This is a genomic window from Microvirga yunnanensis (assembly GCF_025460875.1).
In genome coordinates this window covers 16,766-39,799 of the sequence record NZ_JAMXFI010000062.1, presented here as the reverse complement: position 1 = coordinate 39,799, position 23,034 = coordinate 16,766, and the positions used below count along the sequence as shown (strand labels likewise).

Below are 23,034 nucleotides of genomic sequence, written 5' to 3'. Positions count from 1 at the left end.
AGCCATGCATGTCGCCCCGATCCTGGATATCTCCGGCCTCAAGACGGTGTTTCGCATCGGCGGCCGTCCAGTGGCCGCCGTGCAGGATCTGAACCTGACGATTGCGCCAGGCGAAACCCTGGCACTGGTCGGGGAATCCGGATCGGGCAAGTCCGTCACCAGCCTGTCGGTCATGGGTCTTCTCCCCAGAGGAGTGGGACAGGTGGCCGAGGGCTCAATCCGGTTTCGGGGCAACGCGGGACAAGCGCAGGACCTTACCAAACTCGATGCCGAGAGCATGCGGCAGATCCGAGGCAATGACATCGCCATGGTCTTCCAGGAGCCCATGACGAGCCTCAATCCGGTCTATACTATTGGCGAGCAGATCGCCGAGCCCATGCGCATCCATCTCGGTCGCAGCCACAAGGATGCGGCGGCTGCCGCGATCAAACTCTTGGCTGATGTCGGCATCCCCGATCCCGAGCGGCGTGCCAGGCAGTATCCGCACGAACTCTCAGGCGGCATGCGCCAGCGTGCCACCATCGCGATGGCGCTTGCCTGTGATCCGGTCCTTCTGATTGCCGATGAGCCGACCACCGCGCTCGATGTAACGATCCAAGCCCAGATCCTCGACCTCCTGCAGAAACTGCAGGCGGAACGGGGTATGGGGATCCTGTTCGTGACCCATAACTTGGGCGTGGTGGCGGAAATCGCTGACCGGGTGGCGGTGATGTATGCCGGCCGGATCGTCGAAACGGGCAGCGTTGCCGAGGTATTTGCACATCCACGCCATCCTTACACGATCGGGCTGATGCGCTCGATCCCGAAGCTGGGAGAAGCGACCGCATTGAAGCGGCAAGGTACCCCACTGCCGACGATCGCGGGCTCTGTGCCGAGCCTGATCCAGCTTCCGAACGGCTGCTCGTTCGCCCCACGCTGCCCCTACGCCATCGATGCATGCCGGGCGGACGTTCCACCCTTGTATGATACAGGAACTGGTCAGAGGAGCCGCTGCATCAGATGGCAGGAGGTCTAAACATGCAGGAGCCGCTGCTCTCGGTCAGGGGCTTGACCAAGCATTTCACGCCAACAGGCTTTTCCCGCGGATCCGTCGTTCGCGCGATCGAGGATGTCTCCTTTGATGTACCACGCGGAAAGGTCGTCGGCCTCGTAGGCGAGTCAGGCAGCGGAAAAACCACAATCGGGCGGTCTGTGCTGCGCTTGATCGAGCCAACGTCCGGTGAGGTGCGCTTCGATGGGACCGACATTACGAAACTTTCTGCAGCCCAGATGCGCCGGCAACGCAAGAGCATGCAGTACATTTTCCAGGATCCATTCGCGAGCCTGTCGCCGCGCATGACCATCGGGCAAATCCTGACGGAAGGTCTCGAGATCCAGCGTGTGGGGACGCGCCAAGAGCGAATCCAACGCGCGAAAGCCGCTCTTGCCGCGGTCGACCTACCGGCCGACGCCTTCGGCCGCTATGCGCATGAATTCTCAGGCGGGCAGCGCCAGCGCATTGGGATCGCTCGAGCCTTGGCGCTCGAACCCCAGCTGATCGTGGCCGACGAACCTGTTTCGGCGCTGGACGTCTCGATCCAGGCTCAGATCGTCAACCTGCTGCGGGATCTGCAGGTCCGCCTCGGATTGACGATGCTGTTCATCTCGCACGACTTGGCAGTCGTCGAATACATCTGTGATACGGTCATCGTTCTCTACTTGGGGCGCATCATGGAGATTGCGCCGAGTGAGAAGCTCTATGCCGATCCGCGCCACCCATATACGCGCGCTCTGCTCTCGGCGATCCCGTCTCCAGATCCCAACAAGGCCCGTACTCGACCAGAGTCTGACTGGGGATATCCCCAGCCCCGCCAACCCGCCTTCCGGGTGTGTGTTCCGCACCCGTTGTCCGTACGCGACTGAACAATGTGCGGCGGTGGTGCCTCCACTCGAAGAAGTCTCCCCTGGTCACTTCAAGGCCTGCATCCGGCACGACGTCAGCGGATGACAAATTGTTGCATAAGGTCCTGTGGTTCATGAAGGGAATGAAGACAATCTCGACCTGCGATCCCGCAGCCGTCCCGAGTACAAGCAGGATTTTTGCAGGGTAGACCCCGCAATTTTACGATCTTCTTCGCAAGAAGACCGTTCGCCAGACTTTCACCACAGAAAAACAGGAGGGAGGCCCATGACTTCGAAAGCTCTCACAAGATCGCTGGCCGGCAGCGCCGTCGCCATCGGTCTTTCCGTGAACGTCGCGGTGGCAGGATCTGATTGGCCAGATCTTCCGGTCGGGGTGAAGAACGGGATCTTCGCTCATATCGCCGATACGATTTATGTCGGTCTAGGCTCAGCTGGAACAGCCTTCTACTCGCTCGATCTTAAGGATCGTGCAAAAGGTTGGGTGACGCGGTCTGCCTTCCCAGGGCCTGCCACGAATGGCGCAGCGGTCGCGACCTCGAACGGGCAGATCTTCGTCTTCAGCGGCCATGGCAAACCAACCCCAGATGCCAAGTCTCCGATCATCTTCGATACCGTCTACCGGTATGACCCAGTCGCTGACAAATGGGCCAGCGTTGATACAAAGACCCCAGTGGGACTGTCGGGTGCAAGGGCATTCAGCATCCCTGACGGCAGTATCGCCATTGTCGGAGGATACAACAAAGAGCTCTTCGACAAGTATTTGGCTGATGTGAGTTCTATCGATAAGAATAAGAGTCCGCAGGAAACGGGCGTCTGGTCAGCTCTTACATGAGCATGCAACCCGGGGCATACCGATGGAACGACAAACTGCTTGCGTTTGATCCTGCCGGTGATCGTTGGAGCGAACTTGGCGATAATCCATTCCTGCCGAACTGCGACTCCGGCCTTGTACAGACAGGTGAGGGCGCCTTCCTGATGATCAGTGGCGAGATCAAACCCGGGCTACGCACCCCTAACACCAAAGCGATCAAGATCACTCGCGACAATGTCGAATGGGAGCAACTCCCAGATCTGCCCGCCCCCTCGCCAGAAGTCCTTCAGGAAGGGATAGCCGGCCCACATGCTGGCGCTGTTGGAGCCGACGTGCTTGTGGCCGGCGGCGCGAACTTCGCAGGGGCTCGCGCCCGTGCTGAAGCTGGACGCTGGTTTGCTCATGAGGGACTTAGCAAGGCTTGGCGCAAAGAAATTTATGTCTGGAACGGGGCAGTGTGGACCCAAGTCGGCCAACTCCCGATTGGACTCGCCTATGGCGCGTCATTCAGTACACCTGACGGAGTGTTGATCGTCGGTGGGGAAGATGAACGAGGCGCCGCTCGGCCAGAGGCGTTCTTGCTGAAGTGGGACGGAGAAGCTGTCACGATCGAAAACTAGATAGCCTTCGGCTCCATGACTAGGCTGATGCCTGTTCGGATCGCTGCTTTCGCCGAGCCCCTGGCCCGGCGTTTTCTTGTTTGGTCCAGACTTGCAGTGACGGTCATTAACAGGGGCGAAGGCGCAAGCACTTCGGCTTTTATGAGAAGCAACATCAGAACGCGGCCAGCCTCGCTTGGATAGCGCGCCTGTTAGCAATAACCAGACAATTGGACGGTTGTGATCTCAGCCGCTGCGCCATGTAATCAGGTTTTATGGAACTACGCTTGGCACCGGCTTAGAGACCATAGCTAGTTCCATAATGTTTGTTCAGCGCGACTGCCTTGTAGCCGCAAAGTTAAAATGTCCCACCGTAGCAAGCTAGGAATGTCACACTCCCCTGGACCGACGGGCATGGGAGTGTGGCATGGGCTGGGTCGAGATGAGCGAAAGGGAGCTTCGCCGCGCTGAGGTGCTGGCATCGCTGTTGGCAGGCCGCCTGACGATGACCGCAGCGGATGGCCTGATGGGGATCCCCCGGCGCCAGGCCCATCGACTGGCCCGGCAGTTTACCGAGCATGGTGCGGCTGGCTTGCGTCACCGGGCCCGCGGACGGCCTTCCAATCGTGGGTTGGGGCCGCATGTGCGCCAGATGGCGATCGCCTACGTCACGGAGAACTTGAACTCGGGCGGTATTCGGACGGATCTCCTCAGAAAGGAGAGCGGCAAGGTGACTTATGCCGAGTTCTTTGCTGTTCAACCCTTCAAATCGCGCTTGCGGTGTTTCAGGCGGAGGGCATTAGCTTTAGACGCAACCCACTGTGAGAGATCACAATGGGCTGCTCGCCCCTTCAACGGCCTTATCACCAGCCACGGTCATAGGACTCACGTTGTTCCCAGTATGGCCGCTCATAATCACGACGCCACCAAGGCCGCGTCCAGGGCGGCGGGCCGTAGCCGCGACGCCAGTACGGGCGATCGTAGCCGCGTTGCGGCGGACCTTCGTACCGACGCTCATAACGCGGCGGGTCATAGTACTGGATGTGCTGCACCGAGGTCCCGGACGCATCAGGGATCACTGCGGGGTTCGTTATCGGGCTTGCGGATGCCGACTGGGATGCAAATCCACCGGCAGAGAGGGCCAGAGCCAAGACCACTTTCTTCAACATGTTACCTCCCAAGGCGATGATCTGAGATTGCGCCTTAGGGAGTGAACCTGCTCTGAATGTCGATCTGTCTAAACGTTCATCTTATCTTCTGCCTTCCAGACGCCAGACCTTCACCCGCGACAATCGCGTGACCATCGTCGAGATGAGCAACAATCTTCTCGTGGAAAAGAGCATCGCTGAGTGGTTTGGATTGCTAAGATGATCGGCCCCCTTTGGGTCGGCATGGAGAGGGTGCCAAGGTAGGCTTGTCTGTTGGGACTAGTTTGGAAGCGCGTCGTTCGGGTTCACTGCTACGTCCGCAATGGTTTCAACGACCGTTCCAGCTACAATAGGAGGCGCTCCTAGCGAGATGGTGATAGCCGAAGAGCATGTAGGGCACGCATAGACCGTACCACTCTGGAGGGCACCCGAACTTTCGATATCGACGCTGTAGCACTTCACGCTCAGCAGTGGTTCTTCGCACTTTGGACAGGTCGCTGGCATGGCACACTCTTGGTCACGGAGGTCAAGTGAACCTCAGGAACGCCATTTGGTCAATTGAGGCTAACAGAGTTCGGCTGAACCTGGTGCGATCGAGAGCACTTTAGATCAGCAAGATCACGAGGAGGAACAGCCCAATTAGCCCTATTGCGACGATTAAAGCCCACGCCACCCATGTGGGCCAGCCTGGCCGTGGGAGATTGCCAGAGCCCATCGTCGCCTCCTCGAGTGGCGGTACTCGCAAGCTATCTGGTCACTTGAAACGCAGAGTCTCGTAGAACAGCAAGCCCCGCAAACCAATCAGGATGATTAAGGCCCAAGTGGCCCAGTACCGCCAGCCTGATGAAGGTAGGTCTCCAAACACGCCGGTTCCCTCTGAGCAATGGTTGTGCTCCTGGAAGTGGCTGAGAGTGAGGCATCAACTAAGTTGATGCCCAAGCCCCTTAGCAACGCTCTGGCCGGCTAGAGTGTAAATCGGCGTGAAACTCCTGACCCCTTCAAGAACATGCGCAAACTCCTGAATACTCACGACAAATGGCAGTGGTAAAGGGGTCACGATCGGCGCCTATTGTGACCCTCCTGTTCTGACCACAAAACTAATCCGCTCATGAGGTTGCGCCTTATCAACACCGGGGTGCCAGTTCGGAGCCGAATGACACCTAACAGGGTGTGGTGACTGCCCTTGATGCGCTCGCCTGATTTTTTGCACCTGTCTTCGTTCCTGACTCTCTCAGGAGCGAACGGTGATCCGCAGTCACTGGGGTTAGTCCGTCAAGCATGTGCGCGACGAAGCTTGCTGCTGCAACTTTGTTCAGGCAGAAATTCTGCATGCGGGCTTCCAGAGTACCTAACAGAGGCGTAGTCGCGCCACCCGGGTTCCTGTGCATGAGCAATAGTCCGCGCTGGTCTGCCTCAGGACCATGGCCTTTCGTTGGCTCACAGGCCCTGCATATACTTTAAAGTCCTATTTCGGTCAAAAAAGTACAGATCAAATGCAGTTGTGGCTGTAGTCGACCGCCAATCCTCATCGTAGGCTTTCCGACCAGCCTTCCATGGGGAGGGGAGGGGAAGAGTGGGAGCCTCATGGCGCCTTCAGGTCAAGTAATGGGGTACGATTTCATTATTGCCGGGGGAGGCTCCTCCGCCTGCGTGGCTGCGACGCGGCTCGTTCGTGATTTCGGCTGCCGTGTGCTTCTGATCGAGCGGGGAGCGGCCAGAACGGCTTCGATAATGCGCATGCCCGCAGGCTACATGAAATACCTTGCCCGCGACGACTTTCTCGAAATGCACCGAACCCTGCCGCAGGAGCGTCTGGGAGGGCGCGCACCGATCGTGCCCCAGGCCAAGGTTCTGGGCGGCGGCAGCGCTGTCAACGCCATGGTCTACATGCGCGGCCAGCAGGAGGATTACGACGCCTGGGATACCTATCTCGGTGCAGGCTCGGGCTGGTCCTACGCGGATTTGCTTCCGCACTTTAAGGCGCTGGAGCGCAACACCAAGTTCAACAACGCCTATCACGGGATCGATGGGGATCTTCTTGTCTCCGACCCGGGCAATCTTTGCGACCTTACGCAGGATTTCATCCTTGCGGCTCAGGAAATGGGCCATCCCTACAATCCGGATTTCAATGGCCGCCGACAATCCGGCGTCGGCGTGATGCAGCACACGATGGGCCGGAACAGTGCTGGCCGGATGGTGCGCTGCGATGCCGTGTCGGCGTTCCTGTCTCAGGTGTTCGACGATCCCCGCCTGACAGTGGCGACCGACGCGCTCGTCACTAAGATTGTCATCGAGGATGGACAGGCGGTCGGTGTGGAATACCGTCAGCACGGACAGACATTGCGCGCCCATGCCGACCGGGAGGTGCTGGTCGCTGCCGGCACCTATAACACGGCGAAACTCCTCATGCTGTCGGGCATCGGTCCGGCGGATCATCTGAGGGAACACGGTCTTCGCGTCGTGGCCGAACTTCCGGGAGTCGGGGCCAATCTGCAGGACCATCATGAGGTGCCCGTCATCGCATCCACGAACCGGCCGAGCGGCTATTTCGGACAGGACAAGGGCTGGCGCATGGTCCGAAACGGCCTGCAATACATCCTGTTCGGCACCGGCCCGGTCACGACGACAGGGATCGAATCCTGCCTGTTCTACGATCCTGACGGCGGCGAGAGGCCCACCATTCAGCTCTATTGCGCCCCCATTGTCTACCTAGACCGCGATGTCTCGGACGCGAAGCCAACGCACGGCGTCACGCTCACCTCGTGCCTGCTCCGGCCGAAGGCGAGGGGAAGCGTCCGTCTGCGCAGCGCAGATCCGTCCGATCAGCCGCTGATCGACGCGAACTTCTTCGGCCACGCCGACGATCTGCGCCTGACGGTCGCCTCGCTCCATGTCGCCCGGCAGCTGCTCGCCACAAAGCCGATCAATTTCAAGATCGCCCGGGAGCTTCTTCCCGGCAGCAGCATCGCAAGCGACAAGGCGCTCGTCGATTACTGCGGCAGGACCGTCAAAACCAATTATCACCCGTCCGGCACTGCCCGCATGGGACCCGATGGCGACACGATGGCCGTGCTCGATAGTCAGATGCGCGTGCGAGGTGTCGATGGCCTACGGGTGATCGATTGCTCCGCCATACCGTTCCTCCCATCGGCTAACACCAACGCGGCCGCCCTGATGCTCGGTCATCGCGCGGCCGAGTTCGTCGCGGCGCCAAGCCATCACCCCATCGAGAAACGGCCTTATGAAACTCTATCTTAGAAGAAGGGAGAGCCGGGAAGGCTTTTAACTGGCCGACTTGCTCGTTCTGAAGTGTTAGCCGCGACCCTCCAAAGGAGGCGTGGAACAAGAGCCGCCGAAGAGCGGCCATGCGAGGAAACAGCCTGCTACACCATATGGAGGGCGGCGCAATGGAACGTAAATCAGTTCCCGTGTATGAGGTTATCGTATTTCCACCATCGGCGTCGTTTCGATGGAACGTCCATGATTACCCCCACCATCTGGCGAAGTGGCACTATCACGTCGAATATGAACTGCATCTGATCCAGAACTCATCCGGGACCATGATGATCGGCGATTATGTCGGTCCCTTCGAGCCCGAGTGCCTTGTCCTGACGGGACCGAACCTGCCTCACAACTGGCTGAGCGACACGGGCAGCCTCACCATACCCGACAGGGACATGCTGGTTCAGTTCAGTCCCGAATGCGCCGACCGGATCTGCGGCAATTTTCCCGAGTTCGAAGAGATTCAGGTTCTCCTGGCCGAGGCCGCTTTCGGGCTTCTGTTTTCGGGCGAGACCGCGCGGAAAGGCGCATCCATTCTTCGGCAGATCGGCCGCGCGCAGGGTGCTCAGCGGATGATCCTATTCCTGGACCTGCTCGCAATATTAGCCAAAAATCCGTCCGAGCGGAAAATCCTGTCGCATCGTGCGCCAGCTGCAACCACTCCTTCCCGCCCGTCGGAGAAGGCGGAGCGCGCGATCAACTATATCCACAGCAACTATTTTTCCGACATTCATCTGACGACGGTTGCCCAGCTTTGCGGCATGGATCCCAGTGCATTCTCGCGCTTCTTCAAGAAGCAGACGGGTCATACCTTCGCGAAGTTCGTCAACCAAACCCGCATCTACTCGGCCTGCACGCTCCTGGCCCAAACGGACAGATCAGTCACTGAAATCTGTTTCGATGTGGGATTCAACAACATCGCGAACTTCAACCGCCAGTTCGTGAAGTTCTGTGGTCAGACGCCAAGCGCCTATCGCAGGACGGCGCATCGCTGCACGACGTCGACGTCTCCCCCGATGCAGGGGCGGTCTTTCGTGCCGGCCACATACGGAAGTCACGAGAGAAAGGATAAAAAAGTACAGACCGCGATTAACGGAGGCGTGGAAGCCTTCGCGACCGCTCCATAAACTTCTCATGGAAGTCGCGCGAAGCGTCCGGATGCCGCCCGCGAGATGAATAGGAGCGCTCCGTTCTGCCTCGCTCGCCCAGCGTCTGCGAAAGAACACGTGGTTTGCCTCCAGGAAGAGGCGCCGCACAATTAGACTCCAAGCAACGCCAACCCATTGGCTTGGGGTCAAGGTAGGGAGGAAAAGCGATGTACCACATCAAGAGTCTGGTTGCCTCTACACTTACCGCGGCATTGCTGGCGAGCACGTCGCCAGCCTTTGCCGATTTCTGGTCGGATGCCGCCAAAGGCCTGCAGGGAACGACCATTCGGGGCATTTCCGAGAGCACGCCACCGTCCAACTACGCCAAGGATGTTCTCGGCCCAGCTTTCACCAAGGCCACCGGCATCAAGGTCGAGTTCGAGGCCACGTCCTGGGACCAGATGTACGACAAGGCGATTAAGGACATGGAGGCCAATACCGGTATCTATGACTTCGTCTATATCGAGCAGGACATCATCTACAGCTATCTCGCCCGCAATTTCCTGGTCGATGTCACGCAGGCGCTTAACGAGAACCCCAATCTCAAATCGCCTGATTTCGACGTGTCAAAGTTCACGAGCTTCGTCGACAACTTCAAGAACGACAAGGGCGACCTGTTCGGCGTGCCGATGGAGGCCTTCGTCAAGGTCTATCTCTATCGCAAGGACCTGTTCGAGGACCCGAAGATCAAGGAGGCCTACAAGGCCAAATACGGTACCGACCTGGCGCCCGCGAAGGATCACAAGGAGTATCGCCAGATTGCCCAATTCTTCACCGAATGGGGCAAGGCCAACGGGCAGGAGCTTTGGGGGACGACCGTACAGGCGGCCTCGGGTCATCCTGCCTCCGTTTATGAACTGGTCGAAAGCGTCTTTCCGACCTTCGGCGTCTACAACTGGGGCATCGATACCAAGACCTATGCCGCATCGGTTGCCAATGGCGGGCGCCTGAACAGCCCGGAGGCCAAGGTGGGTTTCTCCTGGTGGATCGGCAATCTTGCCTATGCGCCGCCGGAATCGACCTCGAGCACCTGGGATGAGGTGGCGGCAACCTTCGCAGCAGGACGCGTCGCGCAAGGTCTGGTCTATGGCGAGAACGCAGCCTGGATCGCCACGGACAGCAAGAAGTCGAACGTGGTTGGGAAGGTCGGCGTTGCGCTTCCGCCGGTCGAGCCCGGCGTCCTCGACCAGGCGGCCTCCGGCGCGGGATATATCGGCTACTACGATGGGGGCGCCTTCGGCATTCCTCATTCCTCCAAGAACAAGAAGGCTGCTCTTCTCTGGCTGGAATATATCGGCCAGGAATCGGTGCAGGCCGACTGGGCGCTTGCCGGATCCCGCATTACCCACAAAGCGACCTATGACGATCCGAAGGTCAAGGAGCAGGACAAGAAGGTCGACGGGTACTACACGCTCATGCGCGACAAAGGACCTCTCTTCCGCGGCGCTCCCGCGTTCCCGTTCCACAACCAGGTCCGCGAGGCGATCGCCCCCTTCATCTACCAGGCGATCACGGGCGAGCTGAAGCCGGACGAGGCTCTCGACAAGGCCGCCGCAGCCGCCGACGCCGAGCTGAAGACTCTCGGCTATCGCAAGTGACGCCTTCTTTCGTTAGGCCGAACGGGCCACCGCGCCTTGGTGCGGTGGCCATTTAACCCCGGACGTCCCGAACGGCAGCGACCGGTTTGCAGGAGCACTCCATGCGTTCGAATTCGGTGGGATGGCTTTTTCTCGCGCCGACCCTCCTCATCCTATTTGTCTTCGGCGTCGTTCCGTTCCTCTACGTGCTCGTGATCGGATTCATGCAGTGGAACAGCTTCGCGGCCAACCCCGACATGCAATTTGCATGGGCCGAGAACTTCCGGCGTCTCGTCTTCGATGATCAGTTTCTCTATTCCCTGTGGCTCACGCTCAAGTTCGCGTTCTTCGCCGTGGTGACCGAGATCGTCCTCGGCTATTTCCTGGCGCAGCTATTCATGCGCGACTTTCCCGGAAAGGGCCTTTTCCGCACCATCCATACGCTGCCGCTCGTCATCGCCCCCATCGCCGTCGGCGCCACCTGGCGGCTTCTCACGGTTCCCGGTCTCGGGCCGCTGCCGTATTATCTCAACCGCTGGCTCGGCTATGAATTTAACATTAGCCGCTACATCGACCAGGCCTTCTTCACCACCGTGGTCATGGACGTGTGGCACTGGACGCCGCTCGTCACATTGACGCTCCTCGCCGCCCTATCGTCCCTGCCGAAGGAGCCCTTCGAGCAGGCCCAGATTGATGGCGCAAATCGCTTTCAGATCTTCTGGCACATCACGCTGCCTCTCCTGAAGCCTGCCATCCTCGCTACCGTGTTCATCCGAATGATGGATGCGCTCCGCACGGTCGACGAAGTCTGGATGCTGACCGGTGGCGGGCCGGGGGCGGCCACCCGCTATATCGGGCTCCACATCTGGCGGGTCGTCTTTCCAAAGACCGATTATGGCTATGGGTCGGCCATGTCTCTCATCACACTCTATCTGACCATCGTCATGTGCTGGTTTCTCTATGCGGGTCTGGTCGCAAGACGTGATTTGAAGAGGGCAGAATGATGCGTCATCTTGGCAAGAGAGCGCCTGCATCGCTCGGTTCAATCCTGTTCTGGATCATCGCGAGCCTGATCACGCTCCTACCGATCTACTGGATGTTCGCAGTCTCGGCCAAGAGCCGCGTGCAGCTCTTTGGGAGCCCGAGCTTCCTGATATCGAGCTTCTTCACCGAGAACTACACGAGCACCCTGAGCGACCCGGCCTTCCAGCGCTACATGATCAACTCCATCGTGATCGCCACCTCGAATGCGCTGCTCGTGACAACTCTGGCTCTGCTCGCGACCTACGCTCTCTCCCGGTTCAAGCTGCCGGGAAAGGAGAACCTGTTCTTCTGGACCATCACGAACCGCATGGCACCGCCGGCCGTGTTCCTGCTGCCGCTGTTTCTTCTCTATACGCAGGTGTTCGTGGTCGCGGATGTCAAACTGTTCGATACACGGATCGGCTTGATCTTCCTGTACTGCGTCTTCAACCTCCCGTTCGCGATCTGGACGCTGCGCGGGGTCGTAGACGGCATTCCCAAGGAGCTGGACGAGGCTGCTTTCGTGGACGGAGCCAACACCTGGCAGGTGCTGACCAAGGTCATTCTGCCGCTCGCAAAGCCCGGATTGGCCGTGACCGGCATTCTCACCTGGGTCTTCGCTTGGAACGAGTATCTGTTCGCGGCAACGCTGACTAGCGTGAATGCGCGCACGATCACGACGGGCCTTGCCGAGTTCGTCACCGTCACGGGGACGAACTGGGGACGAATGGCCGCCACTGCGATGCTGACCCTCGTGCCGGCTCTTCTGGTGCTCGGCATGGCGCAGCGTCATATTGTGGCGGGGCTAACCTTCGGTGCGGTGAAGGAGTAGCGAATGGCCGACGAGACCGAGCAAGCTGTCGTGGAACGCCCTGGTTTCCTTCCGATCGAGACGAATGCGTTCGATCGCGTCTTCATTGCGGTGCTTATATTCGTGGCTCTGCATTTATTCTGGATGCGCTTCGTTGAGGCCGCTCTTCCGCTCGGTGTGGCGACCGTTCTGTCGCTGATCATCGGGGCGATCATCGTCGCGCGAGGGTAGGAGGATTCCCGATGCAAGCACTCGTTTTAGAGGAGAAGGGGAGGCTCTCTCTCCGCGACCATATCGTCGAGGAGCAACTCGGCCCCCGCGACGTGCGGATCCAGTTGAAAGTGGTCGGCGTCTGTGGCAGCGATGTTCATTACTACACGCATGGGGCCATCGGGCCTTTCGTGGTGCGCGAGCCGATGGTTCTCGGCCACGAGGCCGCCGGCATTGTCACCGAGGTCGGGTCCGATGTCCGTGAGCTTAAGGTCGGCGATCGGGTCTGCATGGAGCCGGGGATTCCAGAGCCCACCAGCCGCGCCGCGCGCCTCGGGCTCTACAATCTCGATCCTGCCGTCCGGTTCTGGGCCACGCCTCCGGTGCACGGGGTCCTGCGCCCCAGCGTCGTCCATCCGGCGGACTTCTCGTTCAAGCTGCCGGACAACGTTTCGTTCGAGGCCGCCGCGATGGTAGAGCCGCTGGCCGTCGGTGTCCACGCCGCGACGAAGGCCCAGGTGAAGCCGGGGGATATAGCCGTGGTGACCGGCGCGGGTCCCATCGGCCTTGTGACAGTGCTTGCCGCGCTGGCGGCCGGATGCGCCCGCGTGATCGTGACCGATGTTGACGACGACAAGCTCAAGCTTGCCGGTACGCTGGGAGCTGTCACTCCCGTTAATGTGCGCGCCCGCAATCTGAACGAAGTGGTGAAGGCTGAGACGGATGGGTGGGGCGTCGATCTCGTGTTCGAATGCTCCGGCAACGAGAAGGCTGCCGCCGACGTGTTCGATCCGCTCCGACCCGGCGGCTGCATCGTCTATGTGGGCATTCCGCTGGAGCCTATTGCCTACGACGTCGCCAAGGCCCAGGTCAAGGAAGCCCGCGTCGAGCACGTGTTCCGCTATGCCCATGTGTTCCCACGCTGCATCGCCATGCTGGCATCGGGCTCCATCGACGTCAGCCCGCTCATCACCCGCACCTTCCCCTTCTCCAAAAGCGTCGAGGCCTTCGAGTATGCTGCTTCCGCGCCAAAGGGGGAGGTCAAGATTCAGATTAACATGCAGGACGAGGCCTAACGGGAAAGATCATGGCGCCAGTCACCATCAGCAATGTCAGAAAGCGTTATGGCTCCGCGGAGGTGATCCACGGTGTTTCGGTGGACGTCCAGAATGGGGAGTTCGTGATCCTGGTCGGTCCGTCCGGCTGCGGCAAGTCGACCCTGCTGCGCATGATCGCCGGGCTGGAGAACATCTCCGGGGGCGAGCTGCGCATCGGCCCGAAGGTGGTCAACGACGTGCCGCCCAAAGAGCGCGACATCGCCATGGTGTTCCAGAACTACGCGCTCTACCCGCACATGACGGTGGCCGACAACATGGCCTTCTCGCTCAAGCTCAAGCGCGCCCCCAAGAGCGAGATCAAGTCGCGGGTCGACCGCGCGGCCGAGATCCTCGGCCTCGGCAAGCTCCTCGACCGCTACCCGCGCCAGCTCTCCGGCGGCCAGCGCCAGCGCGTCGCCATGGGCCGGGCCATCGTGCGCGACCCGCAGGTATTCCTCTTCGACGAGCCGCTCTCCAACCTCGACGCCAAGCTGCGGGTGGCCATGCGCACCGAGATCAAGGCCCTGCACCAGCGCCTGAAGACCACCACGATCTACGTCACCCACGACCAGATCGAGGCCATGACCATGGCCGACAAGATCGTCGTGATGCACGATGGCGTGGTCGAGCAGGTCGGTGCCCCGCTCGAGCTCTATGACCGCCCGGCCAATCTCTTCGTGGCCGGCTTCATCGGCTCACCGGCGATGAATTTCATCGAAGGGCAGGTCTCGATAGTGAATGGCGGGCCCGTTGTGACGACGGAGGACGGCATCGCCCTTCCGGTATTGGTTTCACCGGGAGTGCTTCGCGACGGACAGAGGGTCGTCTATGGCATTCGCCCAGAGCACATCTCCCTGGGAGCCGGCCATGCCGCGCATGTGTCTGTGATCGAGCCCACGGGCTCGGAGACGCAAGCCTTCATGAGACTCGGCGACAATCCGCTCGTCGGTGCTTTCCGGGAGCGGATCGCGCTGCAGCCGGGCGCGCGCCTCGAGGTCCGGTTGGATCCGGAAAGGGTGCACCTGTTCGACAAGGCGTCCGGGCAGAGATTGGCCTGAGGGGCGCCGCGATGATGAAACCGGGGTGGGTCCGGAGAGGTTCGGATTCGCTGCCTGCGACAGGGACGGGGTGCCTGACGATGGATATCACCCTTTCTGCAGATGGCGCTTGGAGGAACGATCAATGGAATTCCAGGGCAAGAGGGTCCTCGTAACAGGGGCGGGCAAGGGAATTGGCCGCTCGACGGCGAAACTCCTTGCCGAGCGTGGCGCGCAGGTCGTGGCGATGACCCGCACCAGGGAGGATCTCGACAGTCTTGAGGGAGAGATCGGCTGCCGCTCGATCGTCGTTGATCTGGCTGATGCGGTGGCGACACGGGAGGCCGCGCAGGCCGCGGTGCCGGTCGACTACCTGGTGAATTGCGCGGGAACGACCGCGCTCGATCCCTTCCTCGACGTCACAACGGAGACGTTCGATTGGATATATGCGGTCAACACTCGGGCTCCCATGATCGTCGCTCAGGAATATGCACGGGACCGCGTGAGCCGCGGCCTGCCGGGGGCGATCGTCAACGTCTCATCGGTCTCGTCCCTTATTGGGTTCGCCGATCATGCAGCCTATTGCGCTTCGAAGGGTGCGCTCGATGCCCTGACGCGCGTGATGGCCAATGAACTGGGGCGTCACCGGATCCGGGTGAATGCTATCAACCCGACGGTTACCCTCACGCCCATGGCGACGAAGGCCTGGAGCGATCCCAATAAGTCCGCCCGGATGCTCTCCCGCATTCCTCTCGGGCGCTTTGCCGATCCCGAAGATGTCGCGGAGGTGATCCTCTACCTACTGAGCGACAGGGCCGCGATGCTGAACGGCCTGGCGATGCCAATCGACGGCGGCTTCATGATCAATTAGTCCCAAGGGATAGTCGGCAGAGGTCTTCGGCAGGTTCAGGGCACATGGCTCATTCCGTATCCCTTGCAAATCTCGCATTCCTTCCGGAGGCCGTTGCTTGGCCACGCTATGACCATGGGCGGCTGCGGGCGGGAATCCTTCACATCGGCGTCGGAAACTTCCATCGCGCCCATCAGGCGATGTACCTCGACGACCTGCTCAACCGGGGCAGGGACCACGACTGGGCCATCATCGGTGCCGGCGTGCGGCAGAGCGATGCCGCCATGCGGCAGGCGCTCGAGCGGCAGGATTGGCTCACCACGGTGGTGGAGCTGGAGCCCGGGGCCAATCGCGCCCGCATCTCCGGTTCCATGATCGATTTCGTGCCGGTGAGCGACGACGGCCAGGCCATTGTCGCGCGCCTCGACGATCCGGCGATCCGAATCGTGTCGCTTACCGTCACGGAAGGCGGCTATTGCATTGATCCCGCGACTAGCGCCTTCAATCTCGATCATCCGGAGATCCGGTATGATGCCGCTCACATGGATATGCCCCGAGGCGTGTTCGGTGTTCTGCTGGCCGCGTTGAAGCGCCGCCGCGACCGGGCGCTCGCTCCCTTCACGATCATGTCCTGCGACAACATCCTCCATAACGGCCGCGTTACCATGGAGGCGGTTGCGGGCTTGGCCGACCTCGTCGATCGGTCTCTTGCCGCTTATGTGCGCGAGGCCGTGGCGTTCCCCAGCAGCATGGTGGACCGGATCACCCCTGCCACCACCGATCGGGAGCGGACCCTCCTGGAGGAACGCTTCGGCATCGCGGACAACTGGCCCGTGTTCTGCGAGCCGTTCCGGCAATGGGCGCTCGAAGACCACTTCCCCGCCGGACGGCCTGCACTCGAGGAGGTCGGTGTCACCTTCACGCCGCAGGTGGCGGCCTTCGAACTGATGAAGCTGCGCATCCTCAACGGCGGCCACGCGGCGATTGCCTATCCGGCCGGGCTGCTCGGAATCCATTTCGTGCACGAGGCGATGGCCGATCCGCTGGTGCGCGGCTTTCTCGACAAGCTCGAGACGGACGAGATCATCCCGCAAGTGCCGCCGGTGCCGGGCATCGATCTGGCCGATTACTATCTTCTCATTGCGAACCGCTTCGCCAATCCAGATGTGGGCGACACGATTCCGCGCCTGGCGCAGGACGGCTCCAACCGTCAGCCCAAATTTATCCTGCCCTCGACCCGCGATCGGCTGAGGTCCGGCGCGGATGTGGCGGGACTAGCCCTGGAATCCGCCCTCTGGTGCCGCTATTGCGCGGGCAGGTGCGAGACGGGCGAGGCGTTCCTGCTCGATGATCCGAACGCGGAGCGTCTGACACCGGCGGCGCTTGCGGCGAAGGACGATCCGGGCGCCTTCCTGGCCTTGCGCGACATCTTCGGCGACATCGCCGATTCACAGCTCTTCCGCGCGCGCTTTGCCACCGCGCTTGACAGCCTGTGGCGCGATGGAACGCGGGCGACGCTGCAGCGCTATCTGAGCGGCGATCTCGCCTGACTGGAGCCGACCGGGGAAGCTGCGAGCGACCGCATAGGGGATGACCGCCGATGTATTTGGGAATCGATTTAGGCACCTCCAGCGTCAAGGTCATCCTTCTCGATGAGGGCGGCACACTCGTCGGCGAAGCCGCGGCCCCGCTCACGCTGTCGCGGCCGCGACCGCTCTGGTCCGAACAGGACCCGCAGGCCTGGTGGAACGCCACTCTGATCGCCGTGGCCGCCCTGAGGGAGCGCCATTCCGTCCACGGAGTGTCGGGGATCGGGCTGTCCGGGCAGATGCATGGAGCGGTTCTGCTCGACGAGCGCGGGCACGTGCTCCGACCCGCGATTCTGTGGAACGACGGTCGGGCCGGGACGGAGTGCAGTGAACTGGAGCAGCGGGAGCCGGAGAGCCGCGCGATCGCCGGCAATCTGGCGATGCCCGGTTTCACCGCGCCGAAGCTCGTCTGGGTGGCCAAGCACGAGCCGGATATCTTCAGACAGACCGCGCGGGTTCTGTTGCCGAAGGACTGGCTGCACCTGAAGCTCACGGGTGAGGCTGTCAGCGAGATGTCGGACGCGGCCGGCACTCTCTGGCTTGATGTTGGACGGCGGCAATGGTCGCCCGCCATGCTCGTGGCAACCGGCCTCGATGAGCGGCACATGCCACGCCTCGTGGAAGGAACCGAGATTGCGGGACGGCTCTCGCCAGAAGCCGCCGCCTTGTTCGGAATGCGGCCCGGCATCCCCATCGCCGGAGGAGGAGGCGACAATGCCGCGGGAGCCGTCGGAATCGGCGTCGTGCATCCCGACATGGCCTTCGTCTCCCTCGGCACATCGGGCGTAATCTTTGTCGCCGACAAGGCCGTGAAGATGGATCCGGAGCGGGCGGTCCATGCCTTCTGCCACTGCGTTCCGGGCATGTGGCACCGGATGGCCGTGATCCTGTCGGCCGCCGCCACGTTGTCATTCGCCGCCCGCCTGTCCGGCGCGGCGGAGGAAGCGTCACTTCTGGCGGAGACGGAGACCGCGGGTCTTGCGACGGCGACGAAGAGCCGTCTCGTCTTTCTGCCGTATCTCAGCGGCGAGAGGACGCCTCACAACGATCCGGCCGCTTCCGGCGTGATATTCGGCCTTGATGGAGCGACGACGCGGGCCGATCTGGGTCGCGCTGCTCTCGAAGGCGTGGCCTTCGCGCTGGCCGACGGCCTCGATGTCCTTGAGGCCAGCGGCGGCAAGATCGGCGGCCTGTCCGTCATTGGCGGCAGTGCGCGCTCGAAGCTGTGGGGGAGAATCCTGGCGGCCGCGCTCCAGCGGCCACTCACCTACCATCACGGTGGCGAGGTCGGGCCAGCTCTCGGAGCCGCGCGGCTTGAGAGGATTGCGGTCTCCGGAGCCAGTTTGGATGAAGCCTGCCCTCCGCCGCCCGTATCCCATGTGATCGATCCAGAGCCGGAACTGACGGAGGCTCTTGCACCTCGGCGTGAGCTGTTCCGCCAACTCTACTCGGACCTGAAGTCGTCTTTCGCGGCGTCCTTATCCTGAGAGAGGTGCCGGCGACGCACAAACGATTTGGTCTCATTGCGCATCAATTCCGACAACAAGGACAGGGACGGGAGTTGAATTCATGACAATCAATGAAGGAACTGCTCAGCGCTCCAATCGGAGAATGACTGCGATCGTCTGTCACGGCCCAGAGGATTACCGCGTCGAACAGGTGGAACGTCCCGTGCCGGGAGAGCGTGAGATGGTTCTGCGCATCGCTTCCTGCGGAATATGCGCCAGCGACTGCAAGTGCTGGTCCGGCGCCAAGATGTTCTGGGGCGGGAGCAATCCCTATGTGAAGCCGCCGGTCATTCCCGGGCACGAATTCTACGGGCATGTGGACGAGCTGGGGCCAGGGGCGGCAGAGCATTTCGGGATCGGAGCGGGCGATCGGGTCATCGCGGAGCAGATCGTGCCATGCGATCAATGCCGCTTCTGCCGGTCCGGGAAGTACTGGATGTGCGAAGTCCACAATATTTTCGGCTTCCAGCGGGTTGTCGCCGACGGAGGGATGGCCGAATACATGCGCATTCCGCGGACCGCCCGCGTGCACAAGATCGACGATGGAATCTCGGCCGACGACGCGGCGATCATCGAGCCGTTGTCGTGTGCGATCCACACGGTTAATCGGGGCGATATTCAACTCGACGATGTCGTGGTCATCGCAGGATCCGGTCCCATCGGCCTTATGATGGTTCAGGTGGCGAAGCTCAAGACACCGAAACAGCTCATTGTCATCGATATGGTCGACGAGCGGCTTGAACTCGCGAAGTTGTTCGGTGCGGATGTGATCATCAACCCGCGCAAGCAGGACGCCCTAGCGATTGTCCATTCTCTGACTGAGGGCTATGGCTGTGATGTCTACATCGAGGCAACCGGCTCGCCAAGCGGGGTCGAGCAGGGCCTCAATCTCATACGCAAGCTTGGCCGTTTCGTCGAGTTCTCCGTTTTCGGCGCACCCGCGACGATCGATTGGTCGATCATCGGTGATCGCAAGGAGCTCGATATTCGGGGAGCCCATCTTGGACCCTACTGCTATCCCATCGCCATCAACCTGCTTTCTCGCGGATTGGTCACCTCGAAAGGGATCGTCACTCACCGCTACCGTCTGGACGAATGGGATCAGGCCATCGCGGTGGCGAACTCGCTCGACAGCATCAAGGTCCTGATGGAAGCGCGGAGCAGCAAGGGATGAATGTGCGACAGGTTTTCAGGCTCTCGGGCTTGCCGGCATGAGCGGCTCGTCAGGTCGCCGCTCCGCTGTCTCGGTTTGGCCTCTCTCCACAGCCCTCCATGCAAGCTAGCTTCGAGGCAAGTGCAGATATTGTCGAGGTCGACGTCCACTTCACCGTCGATGGCCGGTGTACAGTCTTTCACGACTGGGTGCTGGACCGTCGTGCCAACGGCAGCGGCGTCACCTGTGAGCACTCCATGGCGGAGCTTAGGACGCTCGGCCTCGGCTACGGCTACAGGATGGAAGAGCCTTTGCTTTCCGGGGAGGGGCATCGGTCTGATATCATCACTGGATTAGGTCTTCCCCACTCGCAGGTCTCTGATCAGCGTCAAAAGCCGGGTCGCTTCGGGTGAGAAACTCGCGCCGGCCATTGACAGACTGCTTTCGGAGCGGCGTGTACGTCTCCTGTTCCCCGGCGGTGATGAGCCTATGGCCGAGGCGCGGCGCCGATTGCTGGAAGTACGAATGGTCTCGCGCGGTTCGCTCAAGACCTACTTTGTACGTTAAGTGCCGGGAGGCGGCCGAAACATGGTCGTTCTCGTCCCCATCAATATCTCGCCATGGCATTAGGGCTGGCCAGACCGCTTCTTAGAGAGGATAGGCCAAGTCAACAGCGAGGTCTTCGCCCCTGAGCCACATCGAGGAGGGGGCTCTGAAGGTATTGATACGCCTGAAGATCCCGCATAGCTGCCCACTGACTACTCGACAGGAATATGGACGAACGAGGTCGAGCTTGTGACTGGCGTCATCAAACAGCGAGAGTATTGAGAATCTCGGTTCGCGATCTTTTCCGGGCGAACTTGCCGGGTTGGCTATCCTGAACGGCGGCGTGAACTTGGAAGGTCTCCTAATGGCACGAGGTGGAAGTAGACGGAACTTCCGTAGCCATAGAGTAAGCTGACCTTCACAAGGCCAAGCCCAACGGCTCAGTTTGACCCAAACCGGACCCTTGCAGGAACGCTTAAACGCTTGCATACGCGACAGGGTGCTCCAGGTTCGAGAATAATACTTACTGCTGCTTCACTTGCATGCTATGGCCCCAGACTGCCCTGAGTATGCAGTCAGGGGTTGTCGCAGAGGCTCTTCCCAACGTTGCATAACTGGCACGTAATCCTAGAGAGTGTCTTATCGAATGCCAATCCTGAGGCCAAAGATCTTCGGAAGTTTGGCGACTGCCCGCGCGACGGCTGGAGCATGGAGATTCTGCTCGTCGGCCTCTTCGCAAGCGAGAATGGCGGAGCGAATGGCGCTGGCGCCGGTAAAGCGGAACGGTTCAGGCGGCAGCCGCGGCAGCGAGCGCGTGCAGAATGGCAGCGTTGACCAGCGGTCCCTCTCGTTGAGGACCAGCGATGCGAGGCATTGCCCGGCAATATAGGTGGCGTTCACACCATGGCCTGAGAAGCCGCAGGCATAGTGAATGCGCGTATTGGGTACGGTCTTGAAGAAGGGAAGGCGGTCGGCGGAAACATCAATCGCTCCGCCCCATGCGCGGGCCAGCGGCACATCCCGCAACTCAGGAAGTAGCCGACGAAGCCCAGCCTCTGCCCGTCTAATGCTCGCCCTATCATGGGTGAGATGTCGCGCCTTTGCATTATCGCCGTAGCCGACTGGTCCGGACCCGGATCCCATCAGAACTCGGTCGTCTTCTGTCTTGCGAAAGTAGTGCAAGAACATGCGCAGATCGGCAAGTCCTTCATTGCCTATCCAATTCATGGAAGCCAGTTGTTCCGGCGCAGGCTCGCTCATGACGACATAGCTCGAAAAGATGCTGAGGTGCGGCCTTATTTCCGGCCGAGCGCTGAGCGCCGTATTAGTCGCGAGCACGACCTCGCGAGCGACAATGTGGCCGCGAGAAGTCTCGATCCGGCATGGCTTCCCCGGATCGACGCCCAGCATCGGCGAGTTCTCGAAAAGAGAGACACCGCTGTTGAGGACTGCCTGCCGGAGGGCGCGTGCCAAGCGGGCTGGATGCACCGTCGCTGCATCGGGATAGAAAATGCCTCGGCGGAATACCGGAGACGCGCAGCGCGCCTGAACCTCTTTCTCAGACAGGACCTTCACGTGCTCTTCGGCGCCCAGTTCGCAGGCTCGCTGTGTGACGCTTGCGATCTTCTCCTCCTGCTGGGAGGTGGTGGCGACCACGAGGTTTCCTCCTTCGCGCCACCAGATGTCGCGATTGCATTCGGAGGCAAATGTCCGAATACCTTGCTGCGCCCAATCGCCAGCCTCGGCGATCGCACGAGCGCCATCCTGTCCGAGCACCTGAACGGCATTGCCCAGCGACGACCAGTAGCCGTGGACCTTGCCACCGTTCTTGCCGCTCGCGCCGGAACCGCAGATCGACGCCTCGATCAGGACGACGGAAAGGTCCGGGCGACGGTTCTTGAGCGTGAGCGCCGTCCAAAGACCGGCGAACCCGCCACCGACGATGGCGACATCAGCCGCGCATTCTCCTTCGAGCGGAGCAGCAGCAGGCATGTTGCCCTCGCTCCTTAAGGCCTCATCAAGCCACCAGGAGCGATCGGATGGAGCGATGGAGGGTGAGGATGAACTCATGAATGACATGCCGTGATGGATGTGTCGTGCCGAATCTCTGAAAGCGCTGCGTGACGCAAGCCGCGTGGAAGGCCACACTCAGCCTTGCCGCTGCAGGCGCTCGCGCAACTCCTGCATCGCGCCGTGAACATCTTCGAGATCCGCCACATCGAAGCCTTCCGCCAGCGCTGGGGAATGCTGCGCTAGACGTTCGCGCAGGACGCCCGTGTAGCGTGCATGCCGGTCCGCACCGACCACGAGGCCGTTCTCTTCCTCGAAGCGGGCGTTCCAGGCGATGGCTTCATCCCGAGACACGGACGGCGGCAGGTTGAGAACCAGCGCACCGTCGGCCAAGTGAACTGGATAGCCTCCCGGCAAGCCGTAGGGGCCTGGAACATGGCCGGCCCATGAGCGACCTTGCGCGAGTGCGAGGATCATCGGCACGCCGCTCGCTCCGGAGATGTCGATAACCGGCTCCGGCGTCAACTTCACACCACGGAACCTGCCGAAGACGTCGCCGACCTCCTCATCATCGATCCAGACTCTCGGCGCCGATCCCGATCGCGCCTCGGCCGGGCGCCGCCATGCTCCGAGATGCTGATAATGGGCGAGAACCTTGATGCGGCTTCTGTCCGTCAGATTGCAGTCGGCCGCAAAGACATTGGACAAGATGGCGACATTGCCCATGCCGCAC

18 protein-coding genes and 2 pseudogenes are annotated in these 23,034 nt (G+C 61.0%); 18 read left to right on the top strand and 2 right to left on the bottom strand.

Annotated features, from left to right (window positions below; genetic code table 11):
- Positions 1-4: 4 nt before the first annotated feature.
- The 18 genes and pseudogenes from NF876_RS25850 (at position 5) to NF876_RS25765 (ending at position 20,158) form a co-directional block, all read left to right on the top strand.
- Complete coding sequence (locus tag NF876_RS25850; RefSeq protein ID WP_262265588.1) at positions 5-1,015, top strand: ABC transporter ATP-binding protein; 1,011 nt, start codon at positions 5-7, stop codon at positions 1,013-1,015.
- A 2-nt stretch (positions 1,016-1,017) separates the two neighbouring features.
- A pseudogene (locus NF876_RS25845) lies at positions 1,018-1,987 on the top strand (ABC transporter ATP-binding protein).
- Between the two features lie 180 nt (positions 1,988-2,167).
- The gene (locus NF876_RS43930) at positions 2,168-2,734 is read left to right on the top strand and encodes a kelch repeat-containing protein (RefSeq protein ID WP_262265586.1); all 567 of its coding nucleotides are present in this window, start codon (positions 2,168-2,170) and stop codon (positions 2,732-2,734) included.
- Entirely contained in the window at positions 2,731-3,333 is a 603-nt protein-coding gene (locus tag NF876_RS43925) for a hypothetical protein (protein WP_262265585.1), read from the top strand. Before NF876_RS43930 ends, NF876_RS43925 begins: the two co-directional genes overlap by 4 nt.
- Positions 3,334-3,739: 406 nt before the next feature.
- The gene (locus NF876_RS43545; RefSeq protein WP_373371161.1) at positions 3,740-4,501 is read left to right on the top strand and encodes a helix-turn-helix domain-containing protein; all 762 of its coding nucleotides are present in this window, start codon (positions 3,740-3,742) and stop codon (positions 4,499-4,501) included.
- Between the two features lie 1,564 nt (positions 4,502-6,065).
- Entirely contained in the window at positions 6,066-7,718 is a 1,653-nt protein-coding gene (locus tag NF876_RS25825) for a GMC family oxidoreductase (protein ID WP_262265600.1), read from the top strand.
- 149 nt (positions 7,719-7,867) lie between these two features.
- The gene (locus NF876_RS25820; protein WP_262265584.1) at positions 7,868-8,869 is read left to right on the top strand and encodes an AraC family transcriptional regulator; all 1,002 of its coding nucleotides are present in this window, start codon (positions 7,868-7,870) and stop codon (positions 8,867-8,869) included.
- A gap of 188 nt (positions 8,870-9,057) precedes the next feature.
- On the top strand, positions 9,058-10,488 hold the full coding sequence (locus NF876_RS25815) for an ABC transporter substrate-binding protein (RefSeq protein ID WP_262265583.1): 1,431 nt from the start codon (positions 9,058-9,060) through the stop codon (positions 10,486-10,488).
- A gap of 101 nt (positions 10,489-10,589) precedes the next feature.
- The gene (locus NF876_RS25810) at positions 10,590-11,471 is read left to right on the top strand and encodes a carbohydrate ABC transporter permease (RefSeq protein WP_262265582.1); all 882 of its coding nucleotides are present in this window, start codon (positions 10,590-10,592) and stop codon (positions 11,469-11,471) included.
- Positions 11,468-12,322, top strand: coding sequence for a carbohydrate ABC transporter permease (locus NF876_RS25805; protein WP_373371160.1), 855 nt, complete (start codon positions 11,468-11,470; stop codon positions 12,320-12,322). The genes NF876_RS25810 and NF876_RS25805 overlap by 4 nt, the downstream gene beginning before the upstream one ends.
- A gap of 3 nt (positions 12,323-12,325) precedes the next feature.
- Positions 12,326-12,532, top strand: coding sequence for a DUF2160 family membrane protein (locus NF876_RS25800; protein WP_262265581.1), 207 nt, complete (start codon positions 12,326-12,328; stop codon positions 12,530-12,532).
- An 11-nt stretch (positions 12,533-12,543) separates the two neighbouring features.
- Positions 12,544-13,587: an NAD(P)-dependent alcohol dehydrogenase gene (locus NF876_RS25795; protein ID WP_262265580.1), complete on the top strand. Its 1,044-nt coding sequence runs from the start codon at positions 12,544-12,546 to the stop codon at positions 13,585-13,587.
- Between the two features lie 11 nt (positions 13,588-13,598).
- A complete protein-coding gene (locus tag NF876_RS25790) occupies positions 13,599-14,666 on the top strand; it encodes an ABC transporter ATP-binding protein (RefSeq protein WP_262271240.1) in 1,068 nt (355 codons plus the stop codon).
- Positions 14,667-14,790: 124 nt separating this feature from the next.
- The gene (locus NF876_RS25785; RefSeq protein WP_262266443.1) at positions 14,791-15,516 is read left to right on the top strand and encodes an SDR family oxidoreductase; all 726 of its coding nucleotides are present in this window, start codon (positions 14,791-14,793) and stop codon (positions 15,514-15,516) included.
- Between the two features lie 44 nt (positions 15,517-15,560).
- The gene (locus NF876_RS25780) at positions 15,561-17,045 is read left to right on the top strand and encodes a mannitol dehydrogenase family protein (protein ID WP_262266444.1); all 1,485 of its coding nucleotides are present in this window, start codon (positions 15,561-15,563) and stop codon (positions 17,043-17,045) included.
- A gap of 50 nt (positions 17,046-17,095) precedes the next feature.
- Positions 17,096-18,571: a xylulokinase gene (xylB, locus tag NF876_RS25775; protein ID WP_262266445.1), complete on the top strand. Its 1,476-nt coding sequence runs from the start codon at positions 17,096-17,098 to the stop codon at positions 18,569-18,571.
- An 82-nt stretch (positions 18,572-18,653) separates the two neighbouring features.
- Positions 18,654-19,766, top strand: coding sequence for a zinc-binding dehydrogenase (locus tag NF876_RS25770; protein WP_262271239.1), 1,113 nt, complete (start codon positions 18,654-18,656; stop codon positions 19,764-19,766).
- 98 nt (positions 19,767-19,864) lie between these two features.
- Positions 19,865-20,158: a glycerophosphodiester phosphodiesterase family protein gene (locus tag NF876_RS25765; RefSeq protein WP_262266447.1), complete on the top strand. Its 294-nt coding sequence runs from the start codon at positions 19,865-19,867 to the stop codon at positions 20,156-20,158.
- A 772-nt stretch (positions 20,159-20,930) separates the two neighbouring features.
- Here the strand turns inward: NF876_RS25765 and NF876_RS25760 are convergent.
- Together NF876_RS25760 and NF876_RS25755 are read right to left on the bottom strand one after the other, a co-directional pair.
- Positions 20,931-22,283, bottom strand: a complete 1,353-nt coding sequence (locus NF876_RS25760) for an NAD(P)/FAD-dependent oxidoreductase (RefSeq protein WP_262266448.1) — start codon at positions 22,281-22,283, stop codon at positions 20,931-20,933.
- A gap of 156 nt (positions 22,284-22,439) precedes the next feature.
- Positions 22,440-23,034: pseudogene (locus NF876_RS25755) on the bottom strand (hypothetical protein); the annotation flags it as partial.